Origin of the sequence: Phocaeicola sp. RTP21359st1_B8_RTP21360_211022 (assembly GCF_040911965.1) — a bacterium.
Taxonomy (GTDB): Bacteria; Bacteroidota; Bacteroidia; order Bacteroidales; family Bacteroidaceae; genus Phocaeicola; species Phocaeicola vulgatus.
The window spans coordinates 69,413-96,330 of record NZ_JBDFXP010000011.1 but is presented as its reverse complement, the minus strand read 5'-3'; the positions used below and the strand labels follow the sequence as shown (position 1 = coordinate 96,330).

The 26,918-nt window shown below is 42.1% G+C and carries 22 protein-coding genes; 12 read left to right on the top strand and 10 right to left on the bottom strand.

The annotated features are described in order from the left end of the window. Positions 1-120 precede the first annotated feature (120 nt). The 3 genes from metG (at position 121) to AB5062_RS07785 (ending at position 4,706) form a co-directional block, all read left to right on the top strand. Positions 121-2,163 carry a methionine--tRNA ligase gene (metG, locus tag AB5062_RS07795; RefSeq protein WP_005850560.1) on the top strand — a complete coding sequence of 681 codons (2,043 nt, stop codon included), beginning with the start codon at positions 121-123 and terminating at the stop codon, positions 2,161-2,163. Between the two features lie 81 nt (positions 2,164-2,244). Then, the gene (locus AB5062_RS07790; RefSeq protein WP_008781389.1) at positions 2,245-3,681 is read left to right on the top strand and encodes a lipopolysaccharide biosynthesis protein; all 1,437 of its coding nucleotides are present in this window, start codon (positions 2,245-2,247) and stop codon (positions 3,679-3,681) included. Next, positions 3,681-4,706: an acyltransferase gene (locus AB5062_RS07785; protein ID WP_117870516.1), complete on the top strand. Its 1,026-nt coding sequence runs from the start codon at positions 3,681-3,683 to the stop codon at positions 4,704-4,706. The genes AB5062_RS07790 and AB5062_RS07785 overlap by 1 nt, the downstream gene beginning before the upstream one ends. A gap of 22 nt (positions 4,707-4,728) precedes the next feature. Here AB5062_RS07785 and AB5062_RS07780 read toward each other — a convergent pair whose 3' ends face one another. Then, positions 4,729-5,559, bottom strand: coding sequence for a hypothetical protein (locus AB5062_RS07780; RefSeq protein WP_005844462.1), 831 nt, complete (start codon positions 5,557-5,559; stop codon positions 4,729-4,731). 90 nt (positions 5,560-5,649) lie between these two features. Between AB5062_RS07780 and AB5062_RS07775 the strand changes: the two genes are divergently transcribed. The 7 genes from AB5062_RS07775 to AB5062_RS07745 are packed head-to-tail and all read left to right on the top strand — an operon-like array spanning position 5,650 to position 13,485. Beyond that, positions 5,650-7,455, top strand: a complete 1,806-nt coding sequence (locus AB5062_RS07775) for an aminotransferase class I/II-fold pyridoxal phosphate-dependent enzyme (protein ID WP_008666695.1) — start codon at positions 5,650-5,652, stop codon at positions 7,453-7,455. Further along, positions 7,452-8,552 (top strand): NAD/NADP-dependent octopine/nopaline dehydrogenase family protein, encoded by a 1,101-nt coding sequence (locus AB5062_RS07770; protein WP_057098667.1) that lies wholly within the window; start codon positions 7,452-7,454, stop codon positions 8,550-8,552. Before AB5062_RS07775 ends, AB5062_RS07770 begins: the two co-directional genes overlap by 4 nt. 3 nt (positions 8,553-8,555) lie before the next feature. After that, positions 8,556-9,353 (top strand): phosphorylcholine transferase LicD, encoded by a 798-nt coding sequence (locus AB5062_RS07765; RefSeq protein ID WP_057098670.1) that lies wholly within the window; start codon positions 8,556-8,558, stop codon positions 9,351-9,353. A gap of 13 nt (positions 9,354-9,366) precedes the next feature. Beyond that, positions 9,367-10,383, top strand: a complete 1,017-nt coding sequence (locus AB5062_RS07760; RefSeq protein ID WP_057098673.1) for a hypothetical protein — start codon at positions 9,367-9,369, stop codon at positions 10,381-10,383. Further along, entirely contained in the window at positions 10,356-11,471 is a 1,116-nt protein-coding gene (locus tag AB5062_RS07755; RefSeq protein WP_008666693.1) for a glycosyltransferase family 4 protein, read from the top strand. The genes AB5062_RS07760 and AB5062_RS07755 overlap by 28 nt, the downstream gene beginning before the upstream one ends. Before the next feature lie 12 nt (positions 11,472-11,483). Next, entirely contained in the window at positions 11,484-12,746 is a 1,263-nt protein-coding gene (locus AB5062_RS07750; RefSeq protein ID WP_008781381.1) for a glycosyltransferase family 4 protein, read from the top strand. Further along, the gene (locus AB5062_RS07745) at positions 12,739-13,485 is read left to right on the top strand and encodes a glycosyltransferase family 2 protein (RefSeq protein WP_005844447.1); all 747 of its coding nucleotides are present in this window, start codon (positions 12,739-12,741) and stop codon (positions 13,483-13,485) included. The genes AB5062_RS07750 and AB5062_RS07745 overlap by 8 nt, the downstream gene beginning before the upstream one ends. Positions 13,486-13,510: 25 nt before the next feature. Here the strand turns inward: AB5062_RS07745 and AB5062_RS07740 are convergent, their stop codons facing one another. After that, positions 13,511-16,003 (bottom strand): YfhO family protein, encoded by a 2,493-nt coding sequence (locus AB5062_RS07740; RefSeq protein ID WP_100262901.1) that lies wholly within the window; start codon positions 16,001-16,003, stop codon positions 13,511-13,513. 84 nt (positions 16,004-16,087) lie between these two features. On the opposite strand from AB5062_RS07740, the gene AB5062_RS07735 reads away from it, so the two are divergent. Next, a complete protein-coding gene (locus AB5062_RS07735; RefSeq protein ID WP_005844442.1) occupies positions 16,088-16,783 on the top strand; it encodes a 5'-methylthioadenosine/adenosylhomocysteine nucleosidase in 696 nt (231 codons plus the stop codon). Positions 16,784-16,794: 11 nt separating this feature from the next. Next, entirely contained in the window at positions 16,795-17,280 is a 486-nt protein-coding gene (locus AB5062_RS07730; RefSeq protein WP_057098675.1) for an S-ribosylhomocysteine lyase, read from the top strand. A gap of 102 nt (positions 17,281-17,382) precedes the next feature. On the opposite strand, the gene rpsO is transcribed toward AB5062_RS07730, so the two are convergent. From rpsO to AB5062_RS07690, 8 genes are all read right to left on the bottom strand, one after another. Beyond that, a complete protein-coding gene (rpsO, locus tag AB5062_RS07725) occupies positions 17,383-17,652 on the bottom strand; it encodes a 30S ribosomal protein S15 (protein WP_005844439.1) in 270 nt (89 codons plus the stop codon). 280 nt (positions 17,653-17,932) lie between these two features. Beyond that, positions 17,933-18,232, bottom strand: a complete 300-nt coding sequence (locus AB5062_RS07720) for a hypothetical protein (protein ID WP_005850422.1) — start codon at positions 18,230-18,232, stop codon at positions 17,933-17,935. 11 nt (positions 18,233-18,243) lie between these two features. Next, positions 18,244-18,489 carry a hypothetical protein gene (locus AB5062_RS07715; RefSeq protein ID WP_005844436.1) on the bottom strand — a complete coding sequence of 82 codons (246 nt, stop codon included), beginning with the start codon at positions 18,487-18,489 and terminating at the stop codon, positions 18,244-18,246. Positions 18,490-18,506: 17 nt separating this feature from the next. Next, the gene (locus AB5062_RS07710; RefSeq protein ID WP_224205239.1) at positions 18,507-20,642 is read right to left on the bottom strand and encodes a DUF4906 domain-containing protein; all 2,136 of its coding nucleotides are present in this window, start codon (positions 20,640-20,642) and stop codon (positions 18,507-18,509) included. Positions 20,643-20,657: 15 nt separating this feature from the next. Next, positions 20,658-21,761, bottom strand: coding sequence for a FimB/Mfa2 family fimbrial subunit (locus AB5062_RS07705; RefSeq protein WP_057098678.1), 1,104 nt, complete (start codon positions 21,759-21,761; stop codon positions 20,658-20,660). Positions 21,762-21,784: 23 nt separating this feature from the next. Beyond that, entirely contained in the window at positions 21,785-22,831 is a 1,047-nt protein-coding gene (locus AB5062_RS07700) for a FimB/Mfa2 family fimbrial subunit (RefSeq protein ID WP_005850416.1), read from the bottom strand. 84 nt (positions 22,832-22,915) lie between these two features. Further along, entirely contained in the window at positions 22,916-24,622 is a 1,707-nt protein-coding gene (locus AB5062_RS07695) for an Mfa1 family fimbria major subunit (RefSeq protein ID WP_057098680.1), read from the bottom strand. 823 nt (positions 24,623-25,445) lie between these two features. Beyond that, positions 25,446-26,906 (bottom strand): DUF3868 domain-containing protein, encoded by a 1,461-nt coding sequence (locus tag AB5062_RS07690; protein ID WP_057098682.1) that lies wholly within the window; start codon positions 26,904-26,906, stop codon positions 25,446-25,448. Between the last annotated feature and the right edge of the window lie 12 nt (positions 26,907-26,918).

The following is a 26,918-nucleotide window of genomic DNA, read 5'->3' as shown; positions in this document are numbered from 1 at the left end:
ATAATAAGTACGGCCTGTCAGAGATTTTAAGGGAGAAATATTTCTGATTATTCCATATACTTACTAAAAATCACTAACTTTGCACGTTACTGGTAGAAATAACAAAAAAGACATCATACAATGGAAAATAAATTCAAAAGAACCACCGTCACATCCGCTTTGCCCTACGCAAACGGTCCGGTACATATTGGTCATCTGGCAGGTGTATATGTTCCTGCTGATATCTACGTGCGCTATCTCCGCCTGAAAAAAGAAGATGTTCTTTTCATCGGAGGCTCTGACGAACACGGAGTACCTATCACCATTCGTGCAAAGAAAGAAGGTATTACTCCACAAGATGTGGTGGACCGCTATCATACCTTGATAAAAGAATCATTCAAAGAATTTGGAATTTCATTCGATATATACTCTCGTACTACATCAAAGACACACCACGAACTGGCTTCCGAATTCTTCAAAACCCTGTATGATAAAGGTGAGTTCATTGAAAAGACCTCCATGCAATATTACGACGAAGAAGCCCATCAGTTCCTGGCCGACCGTTATATTACCGGTGAATGTCCTCACTGCCATGCAGAAGGAGCCTACGGTGACCAATGCGAGAAGTGCGGAACATCACTTTCTCCGACCGACCTGATCAATCCGAAAAGTGCTATCAGTGGCAGTAAACCAGTGATGCGTGAAACCAAACATTGGTATCTGCCATTGGACAAACACGAAGGATGGCTGCGTGAATGGATTCTTGAAAATCATAAAGAATGGCGCCCCAATGTATACGGACAATGTAAAAGCTGGTTGGATATGGGCTTGCAACCCCGTGCGGTAAGCCGTGACTTGGATTGGGGAATCCCTGTTCCTGTAGAAGGCGCTGAGGGAAAAGTACTTTATGTATGGTTCGATGCCCCCATCGGCTATATTTCAAATACAAAAGAATTACTTCCCGACAGTTGGGAAACTTGGTGGAAAGATCCAGAAACCCGTTTGATTCACTTCATCGGAAAAGACAATATTGTATTCCACTGCATTGTTTTCCCTGCTATGCTGAAAGCGGAAGGAAGCTATATCTTACCGGATAACGTACCTAGCAATGAATTCCTGAATCTGGAAGGTGATAAGATTTCCACTTCACGCAACTGGGCAGTATGGTTGCATGAATATTTGCAGGACTTCCCCGGCAAACAGGATGTATTGCGCTATGTATTGACAGCCAATGCCCCCGAAACAAAAGACAACGATTTTACCTGGAAAGATTTTCAAGCACGTAACAACAATGAGTTGGTGGCTGTTTACGGTAACTTTGTAAACCGTGCTTTAGTGCTGACTCATAAATATTTCGACGGAAAAGTTCCCGTTTGCGGTGAATTGACCGACTACGACAAAGAAACATTAAAAGAATTTGCAGACGTAAAGGCAGAAGTAGAAAAGCTACTGGATGTATTCAAATTCCGCGATGCACAAAAAGAGGCAATGAACCTGGCACGTATCGGTAATAAATACTTAGCCGATACAGAGCCTTGGAAACTGGCAAAAACTGATATGGACCGTGTAGCCACCATCCTTAACATAGCATTGCAACTAGTTGCCAATCTGGCTATTGCATTCGAACCTTTCCTGCCTTTCAGCAGCGAAAAGCTCCGCAAAATGCTGAATATGGAAACATTTGAATGGGACCAACTGGGACGTACCGATCTGCTGGCAGAAGGACATCAATTGAATAAGGCAGAACTGTTGTTCGAAAAGATCGAAGATGAAACCATTCAAGCACAAGTAGACAAACTGTTGGCTACCAAAAAAGCAAACGAGGCTGCCAACTATAAAGCCAACCCGATAAAACCGGTAATTGCTTTTGAAGAATTTGAAAAGTTAGATATCCGTGTAGGTACCGTATTAGAGTGTGAGGTAGTGCCTAAAATGAAAAAGCTGCTGAAATTCAAGATTGCTGACGGACTGGAGAACCGTACCATCGTCAGCGGTATCGCACAACATTATAAACCGGAAGAACTGGTGGGCAAACAAGTTTTATTCATTGCCAACCTGGCTCCACGCCAATTCAAGAACGGATTGGTGAGCGAAGGCATGATCCTGAGTGCTGAAAACTTTGACGGCACCTTAGCGGTGACCTCTTTATTAAGAGAGGTAAAGCCGGGCAGTGAAGTGAAATAATATACACCCAAATACAGAAAAGGCTGAAAGCAACTGAAACGTCCGCTTTCAGCCTGACTGTTTTATAATCTATCTATAAAAATGACAGAACAATCCTTGAAAGAAAAGACAGCAAAAGGCCTCTTCTGGGGCGGATTAAGCAATGGAGTACAGCAGCTGCTGAATCTTTTTTTCGGGATATTCCTGTCACGCATTCTGAATGCGGAAGATTATGGCATGGTGGGAATGCTGTCCATCTTCTCCCTTATTGCAGGCTCTTTGCAGGAAAGCGGGTTCACGGCCGCCCTAGCCAACAAACGGGATATCTCCCACAAAGACTATAATGCCGTATTCTGGTTCAGTACCGGGCTAAGTGCCTGTCTCTACCTCATTCTGTTCCTTTGCGCCCCACTCATTGCCGAATTCTATCACACTCCCGAACTGACAGCTTTGGCACGATACACTTTCCTCGGTTTCTTTGTAGCCAGTTTGGGCATTGCCCACAGTGCTTACCTGTTCCGCAACTTAATGGTCAAGCAAAAGGCAATGGCGGTCACTATCGGATTAACCGCCTCAGGAACTATCGGTATAACTATGGCCTGCTTGGGATTTGCCTATTGGGGGATAGCCACACAAAGCATTGTCTATGTAGGAACCATTAATATCTGTTATTGGTGCTTCTCACCCTGGCGACCTACACTTACTTTCGACTTCAAGCCTTTGAGAGGGATGCTTTCTTTCAGCAGCAAATTATTAGTAACCAATATATTCAACCACATCAATAATAATATCTTTACCGTTATCCTTGGTAAATTCTATTCGGGACAAGAAGTAGGCTATTTTACTCAAGCTAATAAATGGAATTATATGGGACATTCATTAATTTCAGGAACAGTCAACAGTGTGGCCCAACCTGTACTTTCCAGTTTGTCGGATGAAAGGGAACGCCAACAACGCGCTTTCCGGAAGATGCTCCGCTTCACTGCCTTTATTTCTTTTCCGGCTATGTTAGGATTATCATTAATCGCACCCGAACTGATTATACTGACTATTACAGACAAATGGCTACCCAGTGCCTTCATCCTGCAATTGCTCTGCATCGGTGGCGCATTCATTCCCATAACCAATTTGTATTCCAACCTAGTCATCAGCAAAGGAAAATCGGATATCTATATGTGGAATACCATCAGCTTAGGCATTATCCAGTTAACAACCATGCTGCTGCTCTATCCATACGGCGTACATACCATGATTATAGTGTATGTATCCATCAATATCTGCTGGCTGTTTGTATGGCACTATTTTGTATGGAAACAAATACGGCTCAGCTTGTTTGCAGCGCTGAAAGACATCCTTCCGTTTGCCTTCATAGCTACCGCGGTAATGGCGGCTACCTATTATATCACTATCGGCTTTGCCAATCTGTATTTATTAATGGCAAGCAAAATGATCATAGCCGGCACACTCTACACAGCCATCCTGTGGTTGAGCGGCTCCGTCACTTTTAAAGAGAGTTTACACTATATAATCAAGAAATAATGGCTGCTACACGTCACTCCGGATTAGAATGTTTACGAATTATCAGTATCATACTGATTGTATCCATGCATATTCTAGGAAATACCTTCCACACCGGTAACTGGCTGAACAAAGAATTCATACTATTTATCAATACACTGGGAAACACCGGAGTAACCTTGTTCATTCTGATCTCAGGTTATTTTGGAATCCGTTTCAATACACATAAATTTTTCAAAATGCTGGTTGTCGTATGGTTTTATTCCATCGTTTCTTATCTGATCGAAACAATATGGCTTCACACTCCGCATACCTGGACAGGGCTGGCCTCCTCATTGCTACCGATACTTAGCAAAAAATACTGGTTTATGACCTGCTATGTAGTACTTTATTGTTTCTCGCCCTATTTAAACCGACTGGTTCATAACCTCTCACAAAAAAGTTATAAACAACTACTGTTACTATGGGGATTCTTTTTTGTATTTGCCCCGACAATCCTGTTTTTTGAAATTCAGAATGACACGGGCAAGGGAATTATCAATGTCACACTAGCTTATCTCATAGGACAATATCTGAAGACCTATGGTCTTCCGGAAAATATGAAACGACATAGCCGGGAAATCTTGTCAGGCAGCCTTGCCTGTATTTTTATACTAAATTCCCTGCTTACAGCAATGAGTGGAAATATCATACTGAGATTCGCCCGAGATAATAATCTACTGATTATCATCGCCTCCATCATGATTTTCTACCAGTTTACCCGGTGGCATTTTTCATCCCGCATCATCAATTACCTAGCAGGATACGTTTTTGCCTTATATATGCTTCAAGGACTTCTTATCCACTGTTTACAACCCTGGTATACCCCTTATGCAGACAGCAACCTACTTGTTCTGTATTTTATGGGAACACTTGTTTCTATCTGTCTGACGACGCTTGTTATAGAATGGAGCAGACGGCTGCTATTAGGAAAAATAGAAAACAAATTGGCAAATGCCATAGAAAGAAGAGGAGCAAAAATAAAAATGTTTGCAGATAATCATTAAAACAATGATTTATTTCCGTAACTCATAATTTCAAAATCTCCAATGGAACCCCTCCTATCTGAGCTGCCATATCCGAAAATGAACTCTGAAAAGAACCATATATTTTTTGTGTACGAGCCAATGTGTACATATCCGTGATACCCTCCCTTATTCCCTCCAAAGATCCACGGTCTGCCTTTTTTCCGGAACAGAATATCCGGTCACCATAACGCTCTTTCATTTCCCGCTTCACCTCTTCCGAATCTGTAGCCAAATAGATAGCCACCTTGCCGTCCTCTTTTATCTTCTCATCTAATTTCTGATAGAACAACTCGATAGGGCTTTGCCTGATAGAAGCCAGATTATCTGTACGACGGATATGCACACCAATCATAGCATCCGAAAAATTCCGACAACGGTTTTCTACCTCTTCCATAATCTCGTCTACCGGAACAAACAACCGACTGATCCACGCATAATCATAAAGTTGGAAAGCGGTGTATGATGCCATATAAACACAGCCACCTTCTTTAACCCACCGTTCAAAATCAAAATGCCGGTTACATAAAGGAGTAATGGAACGCTCGTACAGACAAGACTTGAAAAGCAGTTTCTGAAACAAAAGCGGGAAATGAAAATTCTTGGAACGAGGTCTGTCTAATAATGCATAATCCAACCGCGAAGCATCCCGTAAACAAGCCACTTCCCTGTCTACAGGCTTAAACAACTGATAAAACGGTGCATTCAGTGCCCAATCCCGAAACCAAATGATGCTTAATTCACTTTTCGTCTTTCCTGCCAGCATTACCGCCGAAGCCACTGCACGCATACGGTTGGCCAATCCTCCTACCGGTACAAATGTTATTTTACCCATTCCTGTTTAAAATTTGAGGCAAATATAAATAACATCGCTTATAAATGCTAATTAATTACTACTTTTGCAATATATATACCTAAATTTATTATGCAAGCAATCATTCTAGCCGCCGGCATGGGCAAGCGCTTGGGAGATCTTACCAAAGATAACACCAAGTGTATGATTAAAGTAAACGGGACCTATCTGATAGACCGTCTGCTCTCACAGTTAGATTCATTAAATCTGGAACGCATCATTTTAGTCATAGGCTACCAGGGAGAGAAATTACGTACCCACATAGAGAAACAAAGTAGAAATACTCCGATAGAATATATTTACAATCCTGTCTACAATAAGACCAATAATATCTATTCTCTCTATCTTGCTAAAGAGGAATTGCAAAAGCAAGATACTTTATTAATTGAATCCGATTTGATTTTTGAGGATACACTTTTCCACAAAATTTTAAATAACCCCTATCCCAATCTGGCACTTGTAGCTAAATATGAGCCATGGATGGACGGCACGATGGTACGGCTCAATACTGAAAATGACATCATTGATTTTATCTCAAAAAAAACGTTCCGCTACGCAGATATTGACGATTACTACAAAACCGTCAATATCTATAAATTCAGTAAAGAGTTTCTCCGCAACAGTTATGTGCCATTTCTTGAAGCCTACAGCAAAGCCCTGGGTAATAACGAATATTACGAACAGGTATTACGGGTAATCACCCTGCTGGAGAGATGTGAACTGAAAGGACTCCCTTTGGAAGGAGAACGCTGGTATGAGATTGATGATATACAAGATCTTGACATCGCTGAAACCATTTTTGCCGAACAGGACCAGCTACAACGCTACCAAAAAAGATATGGCGGATACTGGCGTTTCCCAAAGCTGAAAGATTTCTGCTATTTAGTAAACCCCTATTTTCCACCACAAAAAATGTGTGAAGAACTACAGGCTAATTTTAATGTGCTTCTCCGTGAATACCCTTCCGGCATGGGAGTGAATACACTTGTCATGGCAAAAAACTTCGGTATCCGGCAAGATTATGTGGTTGTTGGCAACGGAGCCGCCGAAATCATCAAAGCGCTGATGGAACATTCAGATGGCAAAATGGGAGTAATTTATCCCACTTTCGAAGAATATCCCAACCGACAATCAGAAGAAATCATTGCATTCTATCCACAGAATGCCGATTTTCATTATACGGCAAAAGAACTGATGCTTTTTTATGCGGACAAAGATATCCGCCATTTACTCTTGATCAATCCGGATAACCCATCAGGTAACTTCATCCCCCTCAACGAACTTATGGATTTGCTGGCATGGACGCAGCAGCGAAATATCCACTTAATACTGGATGAATCTTTTGTTGACTTCAGCGAAAAAAGTGTCGAAAATACGCTGCTTAAGAATGAAGTTCTGGAAACATACCCACACCTCACAGTCATTAAAAGTATTTCCAAATCTTATGGAGTTCCGGGATTACGCTTGGGGATAGCCGCATCTTCCGACAAAGAGATAATATCCTATTTACGAAAAAACATGGCTATATGGAATATAAACTCCTTCGCCGAATTCTATTTACAGATATACAGCAAGTATAATAATGATTATCAAAATGCCTGTAAAAAATTCATAGCCGAGCGCCAACGCTTTTTCGAGGTATTGCAACAGGTTGACTTCCTACGTGTCATACCTTCACAAGCCAATTATTTCCTGTGCGAAGTAACTTCCCGCTTCAGTTCCACCAAACTCGTTTCTTTATTGCTGGAGCATAATCTCTTGTTAAAAGATTGTAGTACCAAGACAGGATTCGATGGCAGGAATTACATCCGTATCGCCATACGCGATACTGAAGACAACAATTATCTGGCTGAAAACTTAAAAAAACTGCAAGCATGAGTATCAATATCTGTATTTGTGGCGGTGGCGGTCTGGGGCACGTCATTGCAGGAGTAGCTGCACATAAAGGCTTTAATGTTTCCATCCTCACCCGGCATCCCGACCAATGGAATCCATCATTACTCATTGAAGATTGCCGGGGAAATACATTCTCCGGCTCATTAGCCTGCGTTACGGCTAACCCGGCAGAAGTCATTCCACACTCTGATATCGTATTGCTTTGTCTCCCCGGATTTGCCATTGAGGAAGAACTTCTCCACATACAACCGTTCTTGCAGGAAAAAACTTGCATAGGAAGTGTAGTCAGTTGTACCGGTTTTTTCTTTACCGCTTATAGAATATTAGGCAAAACAGCTTCACTCTTCGGATTCCAGCGTGCTCCATTCATTGCCCGTGTGCAAACCTATGGCCAGAAAGCACTCTTGTTGGGATACAAAAAGGAATTACAAATAGCCACCGTAAACATATCAAAATCCGATATTTTACTACGAACTCTTCAAGAAATGTTAGATACGCCGGTGCGTATGCTTCATCATTTTCTAGAAGCCAGCCTGACCAATAGCAATCCATTGCTTCATCCAGCCCGTCTTTATTCACTTTTCCATACCTGGAGTAGAGGAAAAGCATATCATGAGATTCCCGGGTTCTATAATAGTTGGGATGAAGAAAGTTCGGAGCTCCTCATTGCTTGTGACAATGAATTCCAACAAATTCTGAAAGCACTGCCGGTCCGAATAGAGCCAATTCCTACTTTATTGGAATATTATGACAGTTATGATGCAAGGTCACTTACCCGCAAGATACGCTCCATCATTGCCTTCAAACATATTCCAGCTCCTATGGAAAAAACAGAAAAAGGATTTCTGCCTGATTTCAAAAGCCGGTATTTCACTGAGGATTTTCCATTTGGATTATTGATAATCAAATCAATAGCAGAGGTATTAAACATTTGTACCCCAAACATTGATAAAATATTGCTATGGGGGCAAGATGTATTAAACAAAGAATATATCCACGAAGGAGAATTAAAAGGAAAAGACCTGTCAAAAACAGGTTACATCAACGCTGATTTGTTTTATAAACTACTAAAAAATTAATGTATGGATAGTGAACTAAGAAAGCGATTTAACCCCGATGGTTCCCTTCTCCGTCGCCAGCAACTACGTATGTTAGAGCTTCTGGAGGTTATTGATGTGATTTGTCGCAAGCACCAAATACCCTATTGGCTCAGTTCCGGAACTCTAATAGGTGCAGCACGTCACAAAGGTTTCATTCCCTGGGATGATGATCTGGACATAGAAATGCTTCGCTCAGATTACCTGCGTCTGCTGAAAGTTCTTCCTCAAGAACTTCCGGACAATCTTGCATTGCAAACTAATGAAACAGATCCCAATTACATCTTTATATACGGCAAATTACGTGATAAGGATTCTCATTTGGAAGAAACAAATTCATATGACCGTATTTTCCATTATACCGGTATCTACATTGATATTTTTCCTTTAGAAAATATCCCTTATTGTCTAGCTTGGATAGGAGGACACATGCAAGGGCAGATATACAATCAGTTGAATAATAAAAATATAAAAGAAAGCACATTATACAAACGGATTCGTAGAATTTATCATTTTAATACCCGCATCGGTTTTCCCATCCTAAGGTTCATTGCCAAGTTATTCCCCGGAAAAGAATTACGCCATTCTTTTGGCACCGCCTATTTCAAACCGCGCTATACAGACGATATTTTTCCACTGACAGAAATGGAATTTGAAGGAAAAATGTTCCCCGTACCACGCCAAACAGATGCTGTGCTAAGGAAGATATACGGTAATTATATGCAATTACCGGATTTAGAGAATATACATCCACATTACAACAAACTCGAATTTTACAAATAAAGGAGATTGAACCATGAAACCATCCCTTGTAGATGTACCCGTACTTATATTGTTCTTCAACCGCCCGCAACAATTGTCGCAAGTGTTTGAACAAGTCAGGAAAGCCCGTCCCTCCAAGCTCTTCCTCTATCAGGACGGGCCGCGTGGCGAACGCGACCTGCCCGGCATAAAGGCATGCCGCGAAGTGGTGGACCAGATAGACTGGGAATGTGAAGTGCATCGTAAGTATCAGGAAAAGAATTATGGTTGCGACCCTTCGGAATACATCTCACAGAAATGGGCCTTTTCCATGGTTGACAAATGCATCGTATTGGAAGATGACGACGTGCCTTCCGTATCTTTCTTCACCTTCTGCAAAGAAATGCTGGACAGGTACGAACAGGATACCCGCATCACCATGATTGCCGGTTTCAATAACGAAGAGATCACTCCGGATGTACCATACGACTATTTCTTCGCCTCCACCTTCTCCATCTGGGGATGGGCCAGCTGGAAAAGAGTCATCGACCAATGGGACGAGCATTATACCTTTCTGGAGGATACATTCAATATGCAGCAACTGGAACAGCTCATGAAAGAACGGAAATTCCGTAAAGACTTTATCTATATGTGCCATCGCCATAAAGAAAACAACAAAGCCTATTATGAAACCATCTTCCACGCTTCCATGCTTTTCAACTCGGGACTGGCTATCGTGCCCACCCGCAACATGATTAACAACTTGGGAGCCACGGCAGATTCCACCCATTTTGCCGGTTCTGTGCATACACTGCCTAAAGGATACCGCCGCATCTTCACCATGAAACGGTATGAAGTAGAATTTCCTCTCAAGCATCCTCGTTATGTCATTGAGAATGTAGCTTATAAAAAAGCTGTCTACCGCATTATGGGGTGGGGACATCCCTGGATTAAGATAGGACGTTCTTTTGAAGAACTATTTCTGAACCTGCGATACGGCAATTTTTCCATCATCACTAAAGCAATAAAAAACAGAATTAACAAATGGCTGAAAAGAGACCAACACCGGTAAAACCACTCACTATTTATTTTTATCACACCCGATTAACCCGTGAAAGTTACGAGGAATGGAAAGATTATAAGTTTCCGGGACATATCCTCTACGGACTTCCTTTGCTGGAAAAATATGGAATCCGGTCGGTGATGCATAAATACAAAGCTTTCCCCAGCCGTCTGAAACTAATGCTCTATGCCACTAAAGAGATTCTGTGCTGCAAAGAGCCATACGAAGTGCTCTACGGTACATCTTTCCGTGGGTTGGAACTTATCATCCTACTCAGAGCATTAGGCCTCTACCGCAAGCCCATTGTCATTTGGCATCACACTGCTTTAAAAACCTCATCCAGAAAAATAAGAGAACGCATCTCACGTTTCTTTTATAAGGGCATTGATCATATGTTCCTGTTCAGTAAAAAATTGATTAAAGACTCATTAGCAACCGGAAAAGCTCCCGAAGAAAAGCTTCAGCTTATCCATTGGGGGCCGGACCTCGCTTTCTATGACCATCTTCTACAAACAATGCCGGATCGGAAACCGGAAGGTTTTATCTCCACCGGGAAAGAAAACCGGGATGTAGACACAATGCTGCAAGCTTTCTGCGCCACCGATCAACAACTGGACTTGTACATAGCCCCCACCAATGGAAGTGTAAACTACCAACAGATTATTGAAAGCTTCTGTCTGCCCGATTCTGTACGAGTACATTATACGGACGGTGTCATCCCATACTTGTTGGCACAGAAAGTGGCACGAAAAAGCTGTGTTGTCATCTGCTGCATGGATTTTCCTTATACCGTAGGTCTTACCACACTGGTAGAGGCCTTTGCATTAGGCATCCCTGTCATTTGCTCACGTAATCCTAATTTTGAAATGGATATAGACAAAGAAGAAATAGGAATTACCGTAGCCTATGATGACGTGGAAGGGTGGATCAATGCCATTCATCGCATAGCCGACCATCCCGAAGAAGCCCAAAAAATGGGCGCCAACGCCCGAAAGCTGGCAGAAAAACGTTTCAATTTGGAAATCTTTTCCCGTGAAATAGCAGAAAGCTTACTGGAAATATCCAAGATGTCCCCTAAAAAACGTACATTTGCATAAACTTTTATGCACATGAGAGTACTTATCATCAATACGTCTGAGCGAATAGGTGGAGCCGCCATTGCAGCCAACCGCCTCATGGAGGCTTTAAAAAACAACGGAATAAAGACAAAAATGCTTGTACGCGACAAGCAGACCGACCAGATAAGTGTCGTTGAACTAAAGAAATCATGGTGGAAAGTATGGCAATTCATCTGGGAGCGTGTCGTTATCTGGCAAGCCAACCACTTCAAGAAACATAACTTGTTTGCCGTTGACATAGCGAATACCGGCACCAATATCACAGCATTGCCCGAATTTACCCAAGCCGATGTCATTCATCTGCATTGGATTAACCAAGGTATGTTGTCACTGACAGATATCCGGCGTATCATCCAATCCGGCAAGCCCATCGTTTGGACAATGCATGATATGTGGCCTTTTACTGGTATCTGCCACTATGCAGGAGATTGCGATAAATATGCCACACAATGCCACAACTGTCCGCAACTTTACAAAGGGAGCAAGAAAGACATAGCCTACCGTACTTTCCAGAAAAAGAAAAAACTGTTTGAAGGAGCACAAATCACCTTTGTAGCTTGTAGCCGCTGGTTAGAATCATTGGCTAAGAAAAGTGATCTGATTAAAGGTCAGACCATTACCAATATTCCCAATGCAATCAACACCAACCTGTTCAAACCTCGTGATAAAAAACAGGCCAGAGAAAAATGCCACCTCCCGCAAGACAAGAAGTTATTGCTTTTCGGCTCCGTAAAAATTACAGACAAGAGAAAAGGAATAGACTATTTGGTATCAGCTTGCAAACAAATAGCTTCCTCATATCCTGATTTTAGTAAAGAGTTAGGTGTAGTGGTTTTTGGCAACCAAGCCGAACAATACGCTTCCCTGTTTCCTTTCCCTATCTATCCGATGAATTATGTCAGCAACGAGAAAGAACTGGTAGATATTTACAACGCAGTCGACTTATACGTCACACCTTCTTTACAAGACAACCTACCCAATACCATCGTAGAGGCAATGGCCTGTGGTATTCCGTGCATAGGGTTCAATGTAGGAGGTATTCCACAAATGATTGACCACCTGCACAACGGCTATGTTGCCGAATATCAGTCTTCCAAGGATCTGGCAAACGGAATTCACTGGGCATTGACCGAAGGAGAATATGAAAGTCTGAGCGAAGAAGCCTGCCGTAAGGCAGTATCCAGCTATTCGGAAAGTACCATCGCCAAGAAATATGTTGAAATCTATAACAAGATTACAGGGAATCATGCATAACCATCATCCTCATCCCAAGTTTTCTATTATTACTGTCACCTACAACGCCGCAAAAGTATTGGAGGATACTATACAAAGTATTGTTACACAAACTTATAAGAATCTGGAGTATATAATTGTAGATGGGGGATCAACAGATGAAACACTGGATATCATTCACAAATACCAGGAACATATCACCACTGTTATCAGTGAACCCGACCAAGGTTTATACGATGCCATGAACAAAGGAATAAAATTGGCAACCGGAGATTATCTTTGTTTCTTGAATGCCGGTGACGGCCTGCACGAGGATGATACTTTGCTGCAAATGGTACATTCCATCAATGGAACAGCCCTGCCGGGAGTACTATATGGAGAAACAGAAATTGTGGACAGTCAAGGGCATTTTTTATATATGCGCCGCCTGTCCGCACCCGCAACGCTTACCTGGAAAAGCTTCAAGCAAGGAATGCTAGTCTGCCATCAAGCCTTTTTCGCCCGCCGTGATCTGGTGGAACCATATGACCTGAGATATCGGTTCTCGGCAGATTTTGACTGGTGTATCCGTATCATGAAGAAAGCGGATGTACTCCATAACACCCATCTTACTCTTATTGATTACCTGAATGAAGGAATGACCACCCGTAACCATAAAGCCTCCTTGAAAGAACGCTTCCGTATTATGAGCCGTCACTATGGATGGGCAAGCACAGTGACACACCACTTATGGTTCGTTCTGCGCCTGCTTTACAAATAATCCGGAGTCTGGCTTACGACGGGCCTTAATCAATTTTCCTACGGGCTCTTCTGACCTGCAAGAATAAGAACAAGACCAGCACACAGGTCAATACACCCAACGCCACAAAAGCCACCGTTTCCGTAACATGCAGCGATTTCGGATCGAACTTAAATTCCACTACATGCTTTCCGGCCGGCACATTCATCGCCCGAAGAATATAATCCGCTCTTCCGTGCGGTGCTTCCACACCATCAATATATGCCTGCCAACCAGGATAGTAAATTTCCGAGAAAACCACTGTTCCTCCTGTCTTCGAATTAACCTCATATTTCAAGTCATTAGGTTCGTACGCAGTCAGTTTGATTGTACCCAGTGTATCTGTTTCAGCCGCCGATTTTACCTCCGCACTGAATTTTTTATCTACGACAGCCGTTTTTGCCGGATCTATCCGATGCAAAGCATCTATCTCTTCATTGGCATTATCCACATACTGCACCTCGTTTACAAACCAAGCATTGCCCAGCGTATAAGGATTCTGTATCGGGACAGTCTTTCCATCTTGCAGCGGAAAAATAAAGTAACGGGTATTCAGCATATTCAACACAGGAAAACCGGACGGAGCCACCTTCTGCATATCGCCTCCCGCCTCCGAAACAGCCTTGAACACGCCATTCATCTCGGTGCTGATATGCTCCTCTATCATTTCCTGATAGCGGCGCAACTTGGCGGCATGATATCCACCGATGCTCTTATGCCAATAAGAAGTCGTATTTTCATTAAACGTATTGCCGGCTAGGTTCAGTACCCGGAAATCCAACGTTTTATCGGCCAATATTGCCTTATCCGTTTCGGTCGGTTTAAAGGAATTATCCTGCTGCACCTTCTCCACAAATTGTTCATCATACAAATAACGTTTGTTCACACTCCACATATCTGCCAGACAGAGGACAGCCAATGCCAGAATCGTCACCTTCGCCTTTAGTTTGCCCATGCCATATAACCAAAGAACTGCCGTACCTATCATAATAACAAAGAAACTGCGCCATGCATCCGAAGTAAAGATACTCTGACGGATTTCTTCCAGATTAGCAAGTAACGGAGCCAGCTGATCTGCCGGAATACCCTGCAATGCCTGCATTTCCATACTTGAAACATACGACGGGAAAAAGAAACCGGGAGCTAATGCAAACAATAAAGCGATGCCACCTGTCAATCCCAGGCTGATATAAAACGACCGGGCCTGTTCCTTAACCAACTGAGGGCGTGCCATTACCTCCTTTAAAGCAAGGACTGCCAACAAAGGTATGGTAAACTCAGCAATGACCAAAATAGAAGAAACCGCACGGAATTTATCGTACATCGGGATATAATCCAAAAAGAAATCAGTGAATCCCATAAAATTCTTTCCCCATGACAGCAGGACAGACAAAACTGTAGCACTCAAAAGCGCCCATTTCATAGGACCTTTCACTATAAACAGCCCAAGAACAAACAGAAACATCACAAACGCCCCCACGTATACAGGACCGGATGTACCGGGTTGCTCACCCCAATACTGACCTATCTGGCTATAGATACTATTATACATAGGATTCGCCTTTTCCATCGCCTTTTCGTTAGCTGCCAAAGGTACGGAAGCACCACCTTTCACATTAGGGACAAGCAAAGAGAAAGTCTCACCGATACCGTAGCTCCACTGAGTGATATAATCTCGTTCCAGACCACTTTTTGTCTGATTATGACTATCCGGTTTCACCAGCTCACTCTTTCCACGCATCGTTTCCTTACTATACTCATACGTATGATATAAGTTAGATAGATTTATACAAACTCCCAAAATACCGGCCATCAACAACACACCAGTTGCTTTCAGAAATTGCGGCATTTCCTTCTTCTGCCAAGCATCCACTCCGAACGCAACCGCCATAAAGAGCATGACAAAAAGAAAATAATAACTCATCTGCACATGGTTCGACACTATTTGCAAAGCAACAAAAACCGCTGTCAGCAAACCACCTGACAAGTATTTCCCTCTATAAGCCAATACCATACCGGCTATAGTGGGTGGAATATAAGCCAAGGTTACAAATTTCCAGATGTGTCCGGCAGCTATAATGATGAAAAAATAAGAAGAAAACGCCCACAACACAGCCCCCAATGAAGCCAGCCAGACCGAGAAATCGAATGCACGCAATAATATATAAAAGCCCAACAGCATGACAAATACATACCACACATAATTCGGGAGATACAAATGATATAACTTCTCCACTCCCTTCAGGGTATCCGTAGAATCATAACTGGGTGCCATCTGATAAGTAGGCATACCACCAAAAATCGAATTAGTCCAGCGCGTACGCTCTCCCGTACGTTCCAGATATTCTTTCGCTTCTTCACCGGCACCAATGCCCGCCACAGAGTCATGTTGTGAAAGGATACGCCCTTCTGTCACTGCCGGGAAAAAATAGACGAATGAGATGACAGCAAAAAGGATAATCACTACTATATCAGGTAGTATTCTTTTAAATAAGTTCATAAGTATATCTGTTTATTAACGTTGCAAAGATACGATATACTCTGATAAAATGCGTACATTTGCAGCCATAAATAAAGTTGAATTATGAAAATAGGAATTATAACAGCCATGAGTTCCGAGCAGAAACAAGTAGCGCAACTGCTCGAAAACAAGAAAGAATACACCGAAGGTCCTTTCCAATATACTGAAGGCAGCATTAGAAATAATACCATTATCCTGATGAAATGCGGAATAGGTAAAGTGAACGCTGCTGCCGGTACTGTAGAACTGATCCGTACCTTCCAACCCGACTGTGTCATCAGCACCGGTGTAGCAGGAGGCATAGACAGCTGCCTGAAAATAATGGATGTTGTGGTGAGCCGACAAGTTGTATATCATGATGTATGGTGTGGAGAAGGCAATATGTACGGACAGATACAAGGACTTCCCGCCCGATTCGAAGGTAATGCCACATTGTTTGATTGCGCCATGTCACTGGATACTCCGACCGCCATTCATGGAGGTCTGATATGCAGCGGAGACAAATTCATCACCGACCGTTCCGAACTGAACGACATTAAAGAAAAGTTCCACGAAGGGCTGGCAGTAGATATGGAATCGGGAGCCATCGCCCAAATCTGTTATATATATAAGGTACCGTTCATCAGTTTCCGTATCATCAGCGATACGCCGGGATCCGACAACCATTGGGAACAATACACAAATTTTTGGGAGACTATAGCCGACCGTTCCTTCGAGGTCACTCATACCTTCCTTTCCTCATTACCAGCTAATTTATAAAAACGAATAATATGAAAACAATACCCAGTTTTACCATTGACCATATCCGCTTGCTTCGCGGTATCTATGTATCCAGAAAAGACGAAGTGGGCGGTGAAACGGTCACCACCTTTGACATCCGCATGAAAGAACCCAACCGGGAACCTGCTTTGGGACAAGGAGCCTTGCATACCATAGAGCATCTAGCCGCTACCTACCTGCGTAACCACCCTATATGGTCTGACAAAATTGTCTACTGGGGACCGATGGGATGCCTCACCGGTAACTACCTGTTAATGAAAGGCGATTTAAAATCGGAAGATATTGTAGAACTGATGCAGGAAACGTTCCGCTTTGTAGCCGATTTTGAAGGCGAAGTTCCGGGAGCCTCCCCTAAAGATTGCGGTAACTACTTGCTTCACGACCTGCCTATGGCCAAATGGGAGTCGGCCAAATATCTGCATGAAGTATTGGAGCACATGACAAAAGATAATCTGTACTATCCTACTAAAGAGTAATTCTCAACAACAGAACAGTAGAAACGTAATAACAGAAAATAGAAAAGCCGCTTTCTTTTCAGAGAGCGGCTTTTCTTTAAGTCCTTTTCAATAAAGATTGAATTACTTACGTAATCCTAGTGCTTTAACAATAGCACGATATCTTTCGATATCACGGTTCTTCAGGTAGTTCAACAACGCACGGCGTTTACCTACCAAAGTTGTCAAAGCTCTTTCAGTGCTATAATCTTTTCTGTTGAGCTTCAGGTGCTCAGTCAGGTGAGAAATACGGTATGAAAACAAAGCTATCTGCGCTTCAGCTGAGCCAGTATCAGTGTTAGACTTTCCGTACTTTTCAAAGATTTCTTGTTTTTTAGCTGCATCTAAATACATAATTCTTAGATTTTTTGATATATAAAATTTTCATTTAGCGGGTGCAAAGATAGACATTATCTTTTATATCACAATGAATTAGAGCGATTTATTTTAAAAATAATCTTCTATCTCTTTTACTGTCGCATCTTTCAGCATATCTTCGAACATCATAGCAAAGGCTGCCCAACTGACATTGAATGAAATTGTAAACCCGATTTCTTTTCATCCGATGAATAAAAGTGCCCAGTCCGAAACCGTTTCTTCATGAATTTCGGACTGGACACTTTTTAAACTATCGCTATTTTATTTCAACCAGCCACTCATGGAACCCATCATAAGGGGTATAGTGCAATACATATTCGGATTGGCTATGACTGATAACTTTATCCCAAGGAATCCGGTTTACATCAATTTCCGCCCTTGCCAGCCACAAAGCATTTTCCATCACATAACGGTCTAAAGAAAGCTCAAGCATCATCCGGCTCAAATAAAAAGCAGACTGTTCATAGGCATACCATTTACCGTCACTTTCCCGATAGATATATATCAAGCCATCATTGCTTAATTCTCTTTCCAACATCATTATTATCTCGCGCATAATTTTATAGATTACTCGTTTTTAATCAGTATCATCTCATTGTCCGAGCACAGAACCACAATCCAAGGGCCGTTCAGTAACTTATTCAAATCGACTTCCACCTTATCCAGCATAACACCTCTCAATACCGTCTCATTAAGTTTCTTCAACAAATGAGCAGAACGGTAGCAAGCGTACCAACGTCCGTCTTCTTCGGATATATAAATTTCCGATTTACCGCATGATTTCTTGTCCATGATTTCTAACAGGTTGCTCATAACATCCTCCTTTATACTTAATAATAGCCTAAGCTATTATATCGCCATACCAGCCTGAAACGATGCGACTCATTTCTTGACCTGTTTTCTGACACTCCCTGCCCCGGAATATATACTTTTGACTGATTTCCCTCCGTCGTAGCTGTCCAATAAGGCACACCTGACCAATTATTATACTTAATACCGGAACTGGTAATCACCCCATTTATTTGCTGCCACTCTGCTTCTGCGGGCAAAGAGAAATGATAAAAAACCGTATAGCTATTACCCGATGTGACAGGAGTAGAACTACCACTGGAATTAACCGCCACACCTATCGCATTATCCATTACACTTCTTTCATCATTGTCACTGGAATAATGTTCTTTATTTATCTTCTTATAATACTCCTTTATTATTTTCTGTCCGTCCGTCAGGTTCGTTGTGTACCCATTGTCTCCCCAGGGCAGACCGCCAACAGCAAAACGGTCTATTCTGTCAACATACAATTGTTCTGTAATCTGGATAGGATACCATTGTTTGATAGGATATTTCATTTCGCTGCCCGCAACAGGCTTGTTTTGCGCATCCAGTTTACGCACATAAATATTGCACGAACGATACGGCTTCTCTGAGTTCCATTCTTTCTCCCAAATCGTTTTTTGATCAGCGTATCCCTTTAAATACATTCTAAGCTCTGCCGTTCCCTCCTTTTGTATCACATTGTATTCATCATATCTAGGAGTAATCCAACTCATATCAGACTCAAACATCACCCAATAGTCTCCAGAAACGCCATCAAAATCATCCACTTTGATTTGCCATTTCTGCCTATCGGTACTCACCACTTTGATTTTCACCAAATGTCCGTCAATATTATAATCTTGCCCTTCATTGAACTGAATAAACAAGTCAGACAATTCGCTGTCTACCCTCCATTGAGCATCCTTCGTGTTTCCCGAGATGTTGATCACACCGTTCTCATCCATGCAGCCCGATTCTTTCACACCTCCCGCTCCGCGCAAATGAAGCGTAACATTATAAATGGTATTTCTGTTCACATCAAAATCATACGATATGTTCTTACCTAAAAACAGTCGGTAACTAATAGTTCCCTTTACATGTGCACTGCTCGATTTATATTCATAATCCGCCGTAACAAGGATGTATGAACATCTGCGACCCAAGTTCTCATTGTCTGTATAGTCGGTAAATGCAGCATACACTTCTTTACCTGCCTCCATCGTATTTTTGATACGATTCGGGGTTTTGGCTTTTTCATTACCATTTTGGGCATCCGTACAGTTTTGGGCATGAACCGTCTGTTTATTCTCAAACTGATAAAGACGCTCGGACATCACTTGAGTTTCGCCATTTCCACTTGGTCCCGTAAGCAACGAACCGGATGGGAAGTCATACTTCTGTCCTTCCTTGTCAAAAGAAGTAAAATCCGTTATACTATTATCCGAAGCCAAGGTACAAGTCTTAGGCACATTACATAATTGTACTGATCGGGGCGTCAAGGTCACTTCGTTGTCCAGCCCGGAAGTATTGATATTTACTTTAATCATAGCATACGGGCGTTTCAAAGAAACTTTAGCCAAATAGCAACCTTTATTACCACCTTGAGCCCCCTCATGCGGATTCTCGGTATAGATAAACTGCTCGGATGCACCGTAAAGGAGACAAACGGATGTTTCATCAAAATCCACCGGCCACTGAATCAAACTCTCTTTAACACTCTGCCACAATGACAAAGTAATCTTTCGTCCATAATTAGCGATAACCTCTACTCTTACAGCCTGGTTACCTTGTTTGGCATTGATGTGGATATATACTTTTCCATCTGCTGTTTTAGAAGAAACGACCTCTGCACTACCATTCTCCACACTACCGGAAACTTCGAACGAATCCCCATTCTTAACCAGATAGACGGTTACCGTATTTCCTCCATAATTCACTTTTACATTCACATCATCAATAACGGAGAATATGGAGTTATCTCCGGCAGCCCTGCTGTTCATGTTCACAGAAGTAATATCGGCTGGTGATATTGCTATGACCACAGGAGCATCGTCCTCCACTCCGGACTCCGGACCGGCTAACTCCTCTGCCGTACAAGCACCCAACATACAAATGATGAAAAACATCATTATCAGTCTTATTGTCTTCATTTTTCCTCCTTTTGTTTATTCATAGCCCGGACTAAGCAATATTTCATCCCAATCTGCCACATAAGTTTCCACATCCGTCTTCAAACCGCCTCCAGCAGGAGTCTCGGTCACTTTTATATTAAATATATACACATGGTTACGCACCACCTCAAACCGATCTCCAACCCCATCTTTTCTGAACTCGATCGTTTTTGTCTTGGTTTCACCTCCATATGTGTAAGTCACATCCAAGGATACTGCCCGGCTGTCGTTATTTTCTTGTTCCGGCAAATAAATCAAATCCTCATAAGCCATTGTCACATTCAGTCCCGTATAAACAAAGTTCTGCGGCTTCATCGACAACCCTGTTACGTAAGGACTTTGGTACTGAATTGTTTCATCGGGGCTCAACGTAGCTTGTGACACACAATACCCTTTATCATTAGCGTTATTCACCGTGATGCCGGTAATAGTAAAATCGCCTTTTGTATCTTGAAGCCCTTGTTTCCCGTTCACCCAAAGGCTCACCTTAGCCACTGCCCTATACAGTTTGCACTCTAAGCTTGGTCCTGCAGGAGGGACACCGGTAGCGGGACTGATCCCCCACATCGGCAGACGCCTTTCGGCCAGATTCCACGGGGTCGGACCAGTGTAATTATAAACCAATTTATTATAGATTTCAACGGCAGTATTGCCTACCATCGTATTAAGATATGCCTGCATTCCCTCACTGACTCCCTGAATTTGGTTCTGATTCAAATTGGCGAGAACCACCAACCGTACCTGTTCATTACCTATCGTCCTCTGCATAGTCCCTTCCAGTATCTTTTGGTCGGCATAATCATTAATCACTCTCAAATCCTCTACCAAATATTTCAGTCTTTGAGTAACCGCATCAATCACTAGTACATACACATCGCCTTCCACAATAGTCCCCTGTTCCGGAGTGGTAAAATCCCAATTACCATCTGCTGTGGGCGCGTCAACCGTTCTGGAAGAATTCCCCGAAAGAGACAATGCAAGACGTACCGGCGCTCTTCCGTCCCCCCCAGCCTTCGCCGCCAACTCGTCCTTCGCACACGACGAGAAGCACAGTCCGCAGAACACCGCCATCACTATATAGGATAAACCTCTTTTCATAGATTGCTTTTTTAGTTTCGTTATTACATGTCCAGTTCGTTGAAGCGTACCACCCAATCATTGATAATGATGCTAGTATTAATCCACTTCATGCTCTCGTCCAAAAAGAAAGTCATATTGTATTCGTCCTGGCGATCCAGATACTCCTGATTGGTCATCTCATGTCCTTCTGCTTCAGTAAGCAGCAAGTATTTCACTAATGGTATGGAAAGTACAGGCTCCCCTGTTTCCTTGTTGGTTATGGTGAGGCGGGGATTATTTTCAACCACCAGACGCCCTACGGTAATCTGTGCAATAGCTACGCTGATATTGCTGTCCTCTGCATCTCCATCGGCACGTGTTCCCATATCCGTGCCACCCTGCATACGGTAATAGGGATAATATGTTAATGTTTCGTCCTCCAGCAGCTTATTATCATAGTTCATCAAACCGTTGTCGTCTGTAATCGTAAATTCAAATTTATCTACCTCCACAGTCACTCCGTCCATTTGCTGGAGAATGATGCGTATGGTGTTGGTGTTCTTCACCAGTGGCACAGTCACTACCTGCGAGCTTGCTGCCCGCGAGAAAGATTGCTTGGTCACTTCACCGTGCCACAACGCAGAAAGTTTACTGTTCACAACAGCCGTTCCATCAGCCGCACGACTGTACAGACGATCCATCCTGCATTGCAGTTCATCTAGCGAGGATTCCCCTGCCGTAACCAAAGGCACTGAGAATGAAGCCTCATCATTCAGTCCCGCCCAAGTGACAAGATGATAGTCACCCGGTTCCAAATCCACTTTCATGGTATATCCTTCTTCTCCCAGCACATCGCCTTCTTCTGTCTTCTGATATACCAACTTGCCGTTATCGTCAAAAGCATAAAGTGTCACAGTCCCCACCTCGCGCGAGAAAGCATCGGCATACTTCATGTTATAATCATACTTGAATTTCACTCTGTACTCTACAGAGCAATCTACCTCTTCTTCACCGAGTATGCTGTCGCACGACACAACGGCACTTCCCAATGTCATGGCCATCATCAGGCTGAAGGAGAATTGTCGGGCGAATGTTTTTACTGTTTTCATGCTTTTGGTCATTTTATAATGTTAGAATATAGAAAGGTATAAAGGGGAGGGAGATGAATCCTCCCCTGTCTGTCATAGTGTTTGTTAGAACTCAATGTTATTGAAACGTACAATCCAAGGAATAATCTTAGCATTCAATTGCAAATAGAAATTATTATCACTCTCTTCACCGCTAGGATCTATTGTTATTGTTGCACCACCGATATTCTCGAATCCAGTAACTTTCAGTACATAGATATTATTTCTCATGATTGCCTTATCCATATACTGATCTCCTTTATTGTGGCAAATTTCAGATGAATAATAATAGCAATGTCCATTTTCATAAGTATCATAAGATGCATCTGCACCATTATCAGCTTTTACAGCATCAATAGATGTATAAAATTTATTATTGCATTTATAAATGGTACCAACAGGCTCACCCGTTTCATCGCCAATCTGACCACGGAAAATAATACCAGTCACTAAAGCTGGTACTTGCTTTTCTTTTTTCACAATATTTTCTAAACAATAAGCCAAACGATGACCTACCTGTTCATTATCGTTAATGTCAGTATTAGCAGTGGGAAGATCTTGGAAATAAACTTGGCTATCATCGCTGGCCTCATCAACTTTATCCGCATTTACATTTTTCAATGCGTTATAGAAATATGATCCAAAAACTTGGTCGTAATCTGTTACATTATTCTTATTCTTTGAATTAGGATCAACCATATAGGCCATATTGTCTACACCTAACAAGCCTAAAGTCCTGAAGTTTTCCCAGCTCGCATCCGTCAAATGTCTTGCCGTATACACAGAATTTGAAAGATTCACCAACGCGTATTTATCCAGTTTCACTGTCCAGTCAAGCTTACCATCAGTAGATGTAGTATAATATTCAAATTTGGGGAACGGCTCAAGAAGAGTAAAAATATGTTCACCTGTCTGACCATAAGTTTTTTCTGTCTTTATAAAAGCTCTTCTATCAGTTCCATCTGTTCCCTCATGTATCCAAACATCAGAATTATCATTATCCAAATTCTTTGCCTTATGCAAACCTGTCAAACGAACGGCTTTATTATCGGGATATATATAGTAACCACTTGTAGTTTCCGCAATGGCATAATCAGTAGTTTGTACTGTAAGAGGATATAAGTTATTTGGTTTAGCAATTACATAATTTATCTTTGAAACAACACGTTCCACCTCTACCTCTTTTTTTATTGTTGGATCTTCATAGTTGTTGGATAAAACGTCTACCTTTATCTCTTTTTTGTTCACCATCATAAATTGACCGGCAGCAGCTATGGTTATATCACCAGTTGTTGTATAAGAACTTTCTGCAATTTGTTCATACTTAGACTTATCAGTCGATTGTTGGCTGTTGGCAATAGCTTCTATTGACTCAGTCGGATTTAACACAACAAGCACTTTATACCATCCAGAATTTGCCAATGTAAAGAAAGGATTATAAATGGTCTCTCCACTAGCCGTAGTTTCATTCAATTGTGCCTTTGTTAAATAACCACCGAATTCTTCTTTAGTAAGATTTCCATTTTCATCTAGTCTATTTAAAATTATAACGGCATCTGTTACAGTTGATTCACCTTCGATACCTGGATCCGTTACACCGCTTTCTTCATTATCAGCAGCGCGTGATGAGTTTGATGTAGAACTTATCACTAATGAAAGGTTACCCTTCACTTTCTCTGGTTGATTCACATTGTTTTTCACAATGTCCTCATTCGTACATGCTACCATGGCAGCATATGCCAACATTCCTAATAATAATCCCTTAATCTTCATAATCCTAAGTTTTTAAATTATAAACTATTTTTGTAATTTCCATTCTTGTTTGTCAACACAGCAAAGGTAAGTGGTTAATCGTATAAACCTTAATCGGTATTTTCGACAAAATAGATTGGTATCTTTGACAAAATGACTTTATATCGTCTTTTACAGGGCATTTCCATCATACGTGAATAAAATACCCTACACGTTGAAAGAATCACCTCTTACATTTTTCCATTAAAAAAGAAGAGAAAAAAACAAGGATAACATGTACTTTTTTTTCACTACATCAAACAGATCGGACAGTGTGGCATTTCAGCAAAATATCCCTCCATAAAAGCCGCCCTCATCAACATATGCGGAAGCCAAATCTAAAGTGGGAATCACCCGTAAAAACATAAAAATGTAGTGAGCAAGTGTTTCTCTCATCAAGAAGTACACATTCCTTCACATACGTACATATCCATAGACCTATACAATTATATAGGCTTATGCGTACGTATATAAATACTACATGTTCAAAGACAAGGGTATTTCTTAAAAAGATCAAGTCGTTTTCAAAAAAGACGGCGAGCTTTTTTAAAAAGATGGCGAGCTTTTTAAAAAACGTCTTGATCTTTTTTGCCACTGCCGGAACTTCGACTTCCGACATATTCCATAAAGCCCCCAACCGACAGATTATGTAAAATTCAACTTAAAAACACTGTGAGGACACTAATGCGCTGAACTTTAATTCAAAATCCGGGAATAGACTCCACTACCCCGGATTTTACCTTGCGCTTTTCGCAAAGAACAAGTTTCTTCTAACATCTTTTATTGTACTGTTTGTCTATATGTCTTATTTTACAAAGATTGCTTCATCCTTACGTTTATTGGTCACTTCTTCCAAATTGGCTCCGGCTTCGACGGAATCCTTGGCCTGTGCCTGTTTGAAATAATTCTCAGCAGAGTCGAGGTCCCCTTGCAACAGTTTCAGTACGCCTCTGTTGTTCAGCGTCGCACTCGCCTGTGCATCGGCCTTGTCCAAATAACGTACCGCCTGTTGCAAGTCACCCCGTTGGAGTTCGATAGCGGCAGCGTTTATATTCGCTGTTGGGTCATCAGGAAACATGCGCACTGCCACATCGAACACTTCGTTAAACTCGTCACTCCCCTTTTCGTATGTTTGGGCAACCAGAAACATTTCCTGCAAGCTCAACTGCTGGGGACGGAGCTTTATAATCTGTTTTGCCTCTTCCACATCAAATCCGCGAACTACATAACGTACAGTGTAATCAGAGTGACGCAAAGCCGGATAACAATCCTGTAGTAATGCGGCATATACCTTTCCACCATCCAAGGCCTTAATGCGTTCCTCCTTCACGTCAAAATCGCTCTCATTCTTATCTATTATGGACAAAATCTCTTCTTTCAGCGGTAAATCATTCTTAGCCACATACGCACGCAGTCCGGCCCAGTCCTCGGGTACAGAATTCACCTTGAACAAATCCGCTTTAAAGCCATACTCATTCATTACATAACTCTTCAATGCCTCAGCACGCCCCTGAGCCAAACGCGCATTGGCCGCATATCTGCCCTCAGGAGAAGCATAACCCACAATAGCTATTTCAGTAATGGTAGTATTGACATCATTTTTCACTACATCCACCGTATGTTTGATAGCAGCCAGTTCGGATGGATTATGACGATAATCAGGATAAATCTTCATCTGATTTACCGGAAAATCCAAATAAGCACGTCCTTCCTCGGCACGATTCTTCACAGCCTCGACAGCAGGAGAAACGAATGCCACGACAGGTTTTACCACATAGCGTTCCAAATTGGCACGAGTTATAAAGGCACTGTTTTCTTCTTTCTGACAATCGGCACAGCCACGTATAGCAGCCTGCAGTTCCAGTTCTGCACCATTCATCCATTTCTCGTATGGAATACGGGCTGAATAATTTACAGTCTGTTCCGTTCCATTCTTACGACGAAGAATGGTATATGCATCCGACGGAATACTGCGTTCACGCTGTTGCACGATGGAACGGATACGCCCATATACCCAAATAGCAGGCAAAATCCTGTTATAACTGTTATCCTGTGTCTTCAAAACCGGAGTCAGAGTTGCCACACAGTTGGAAGAAAGCTCCATTGCAGCCGGCAACGTGATATCCATTCCTATCATCACCTGTCCATTATCACTAATCAGGATTGACTGATTGCTGACTTGTACCTGACCACCTGATAATGTCTGTGCACCTACCGGAATAGTCGGTATCAATAATATAAGAAGTATATAACATATAAGTTTCATAATCCGTAATTT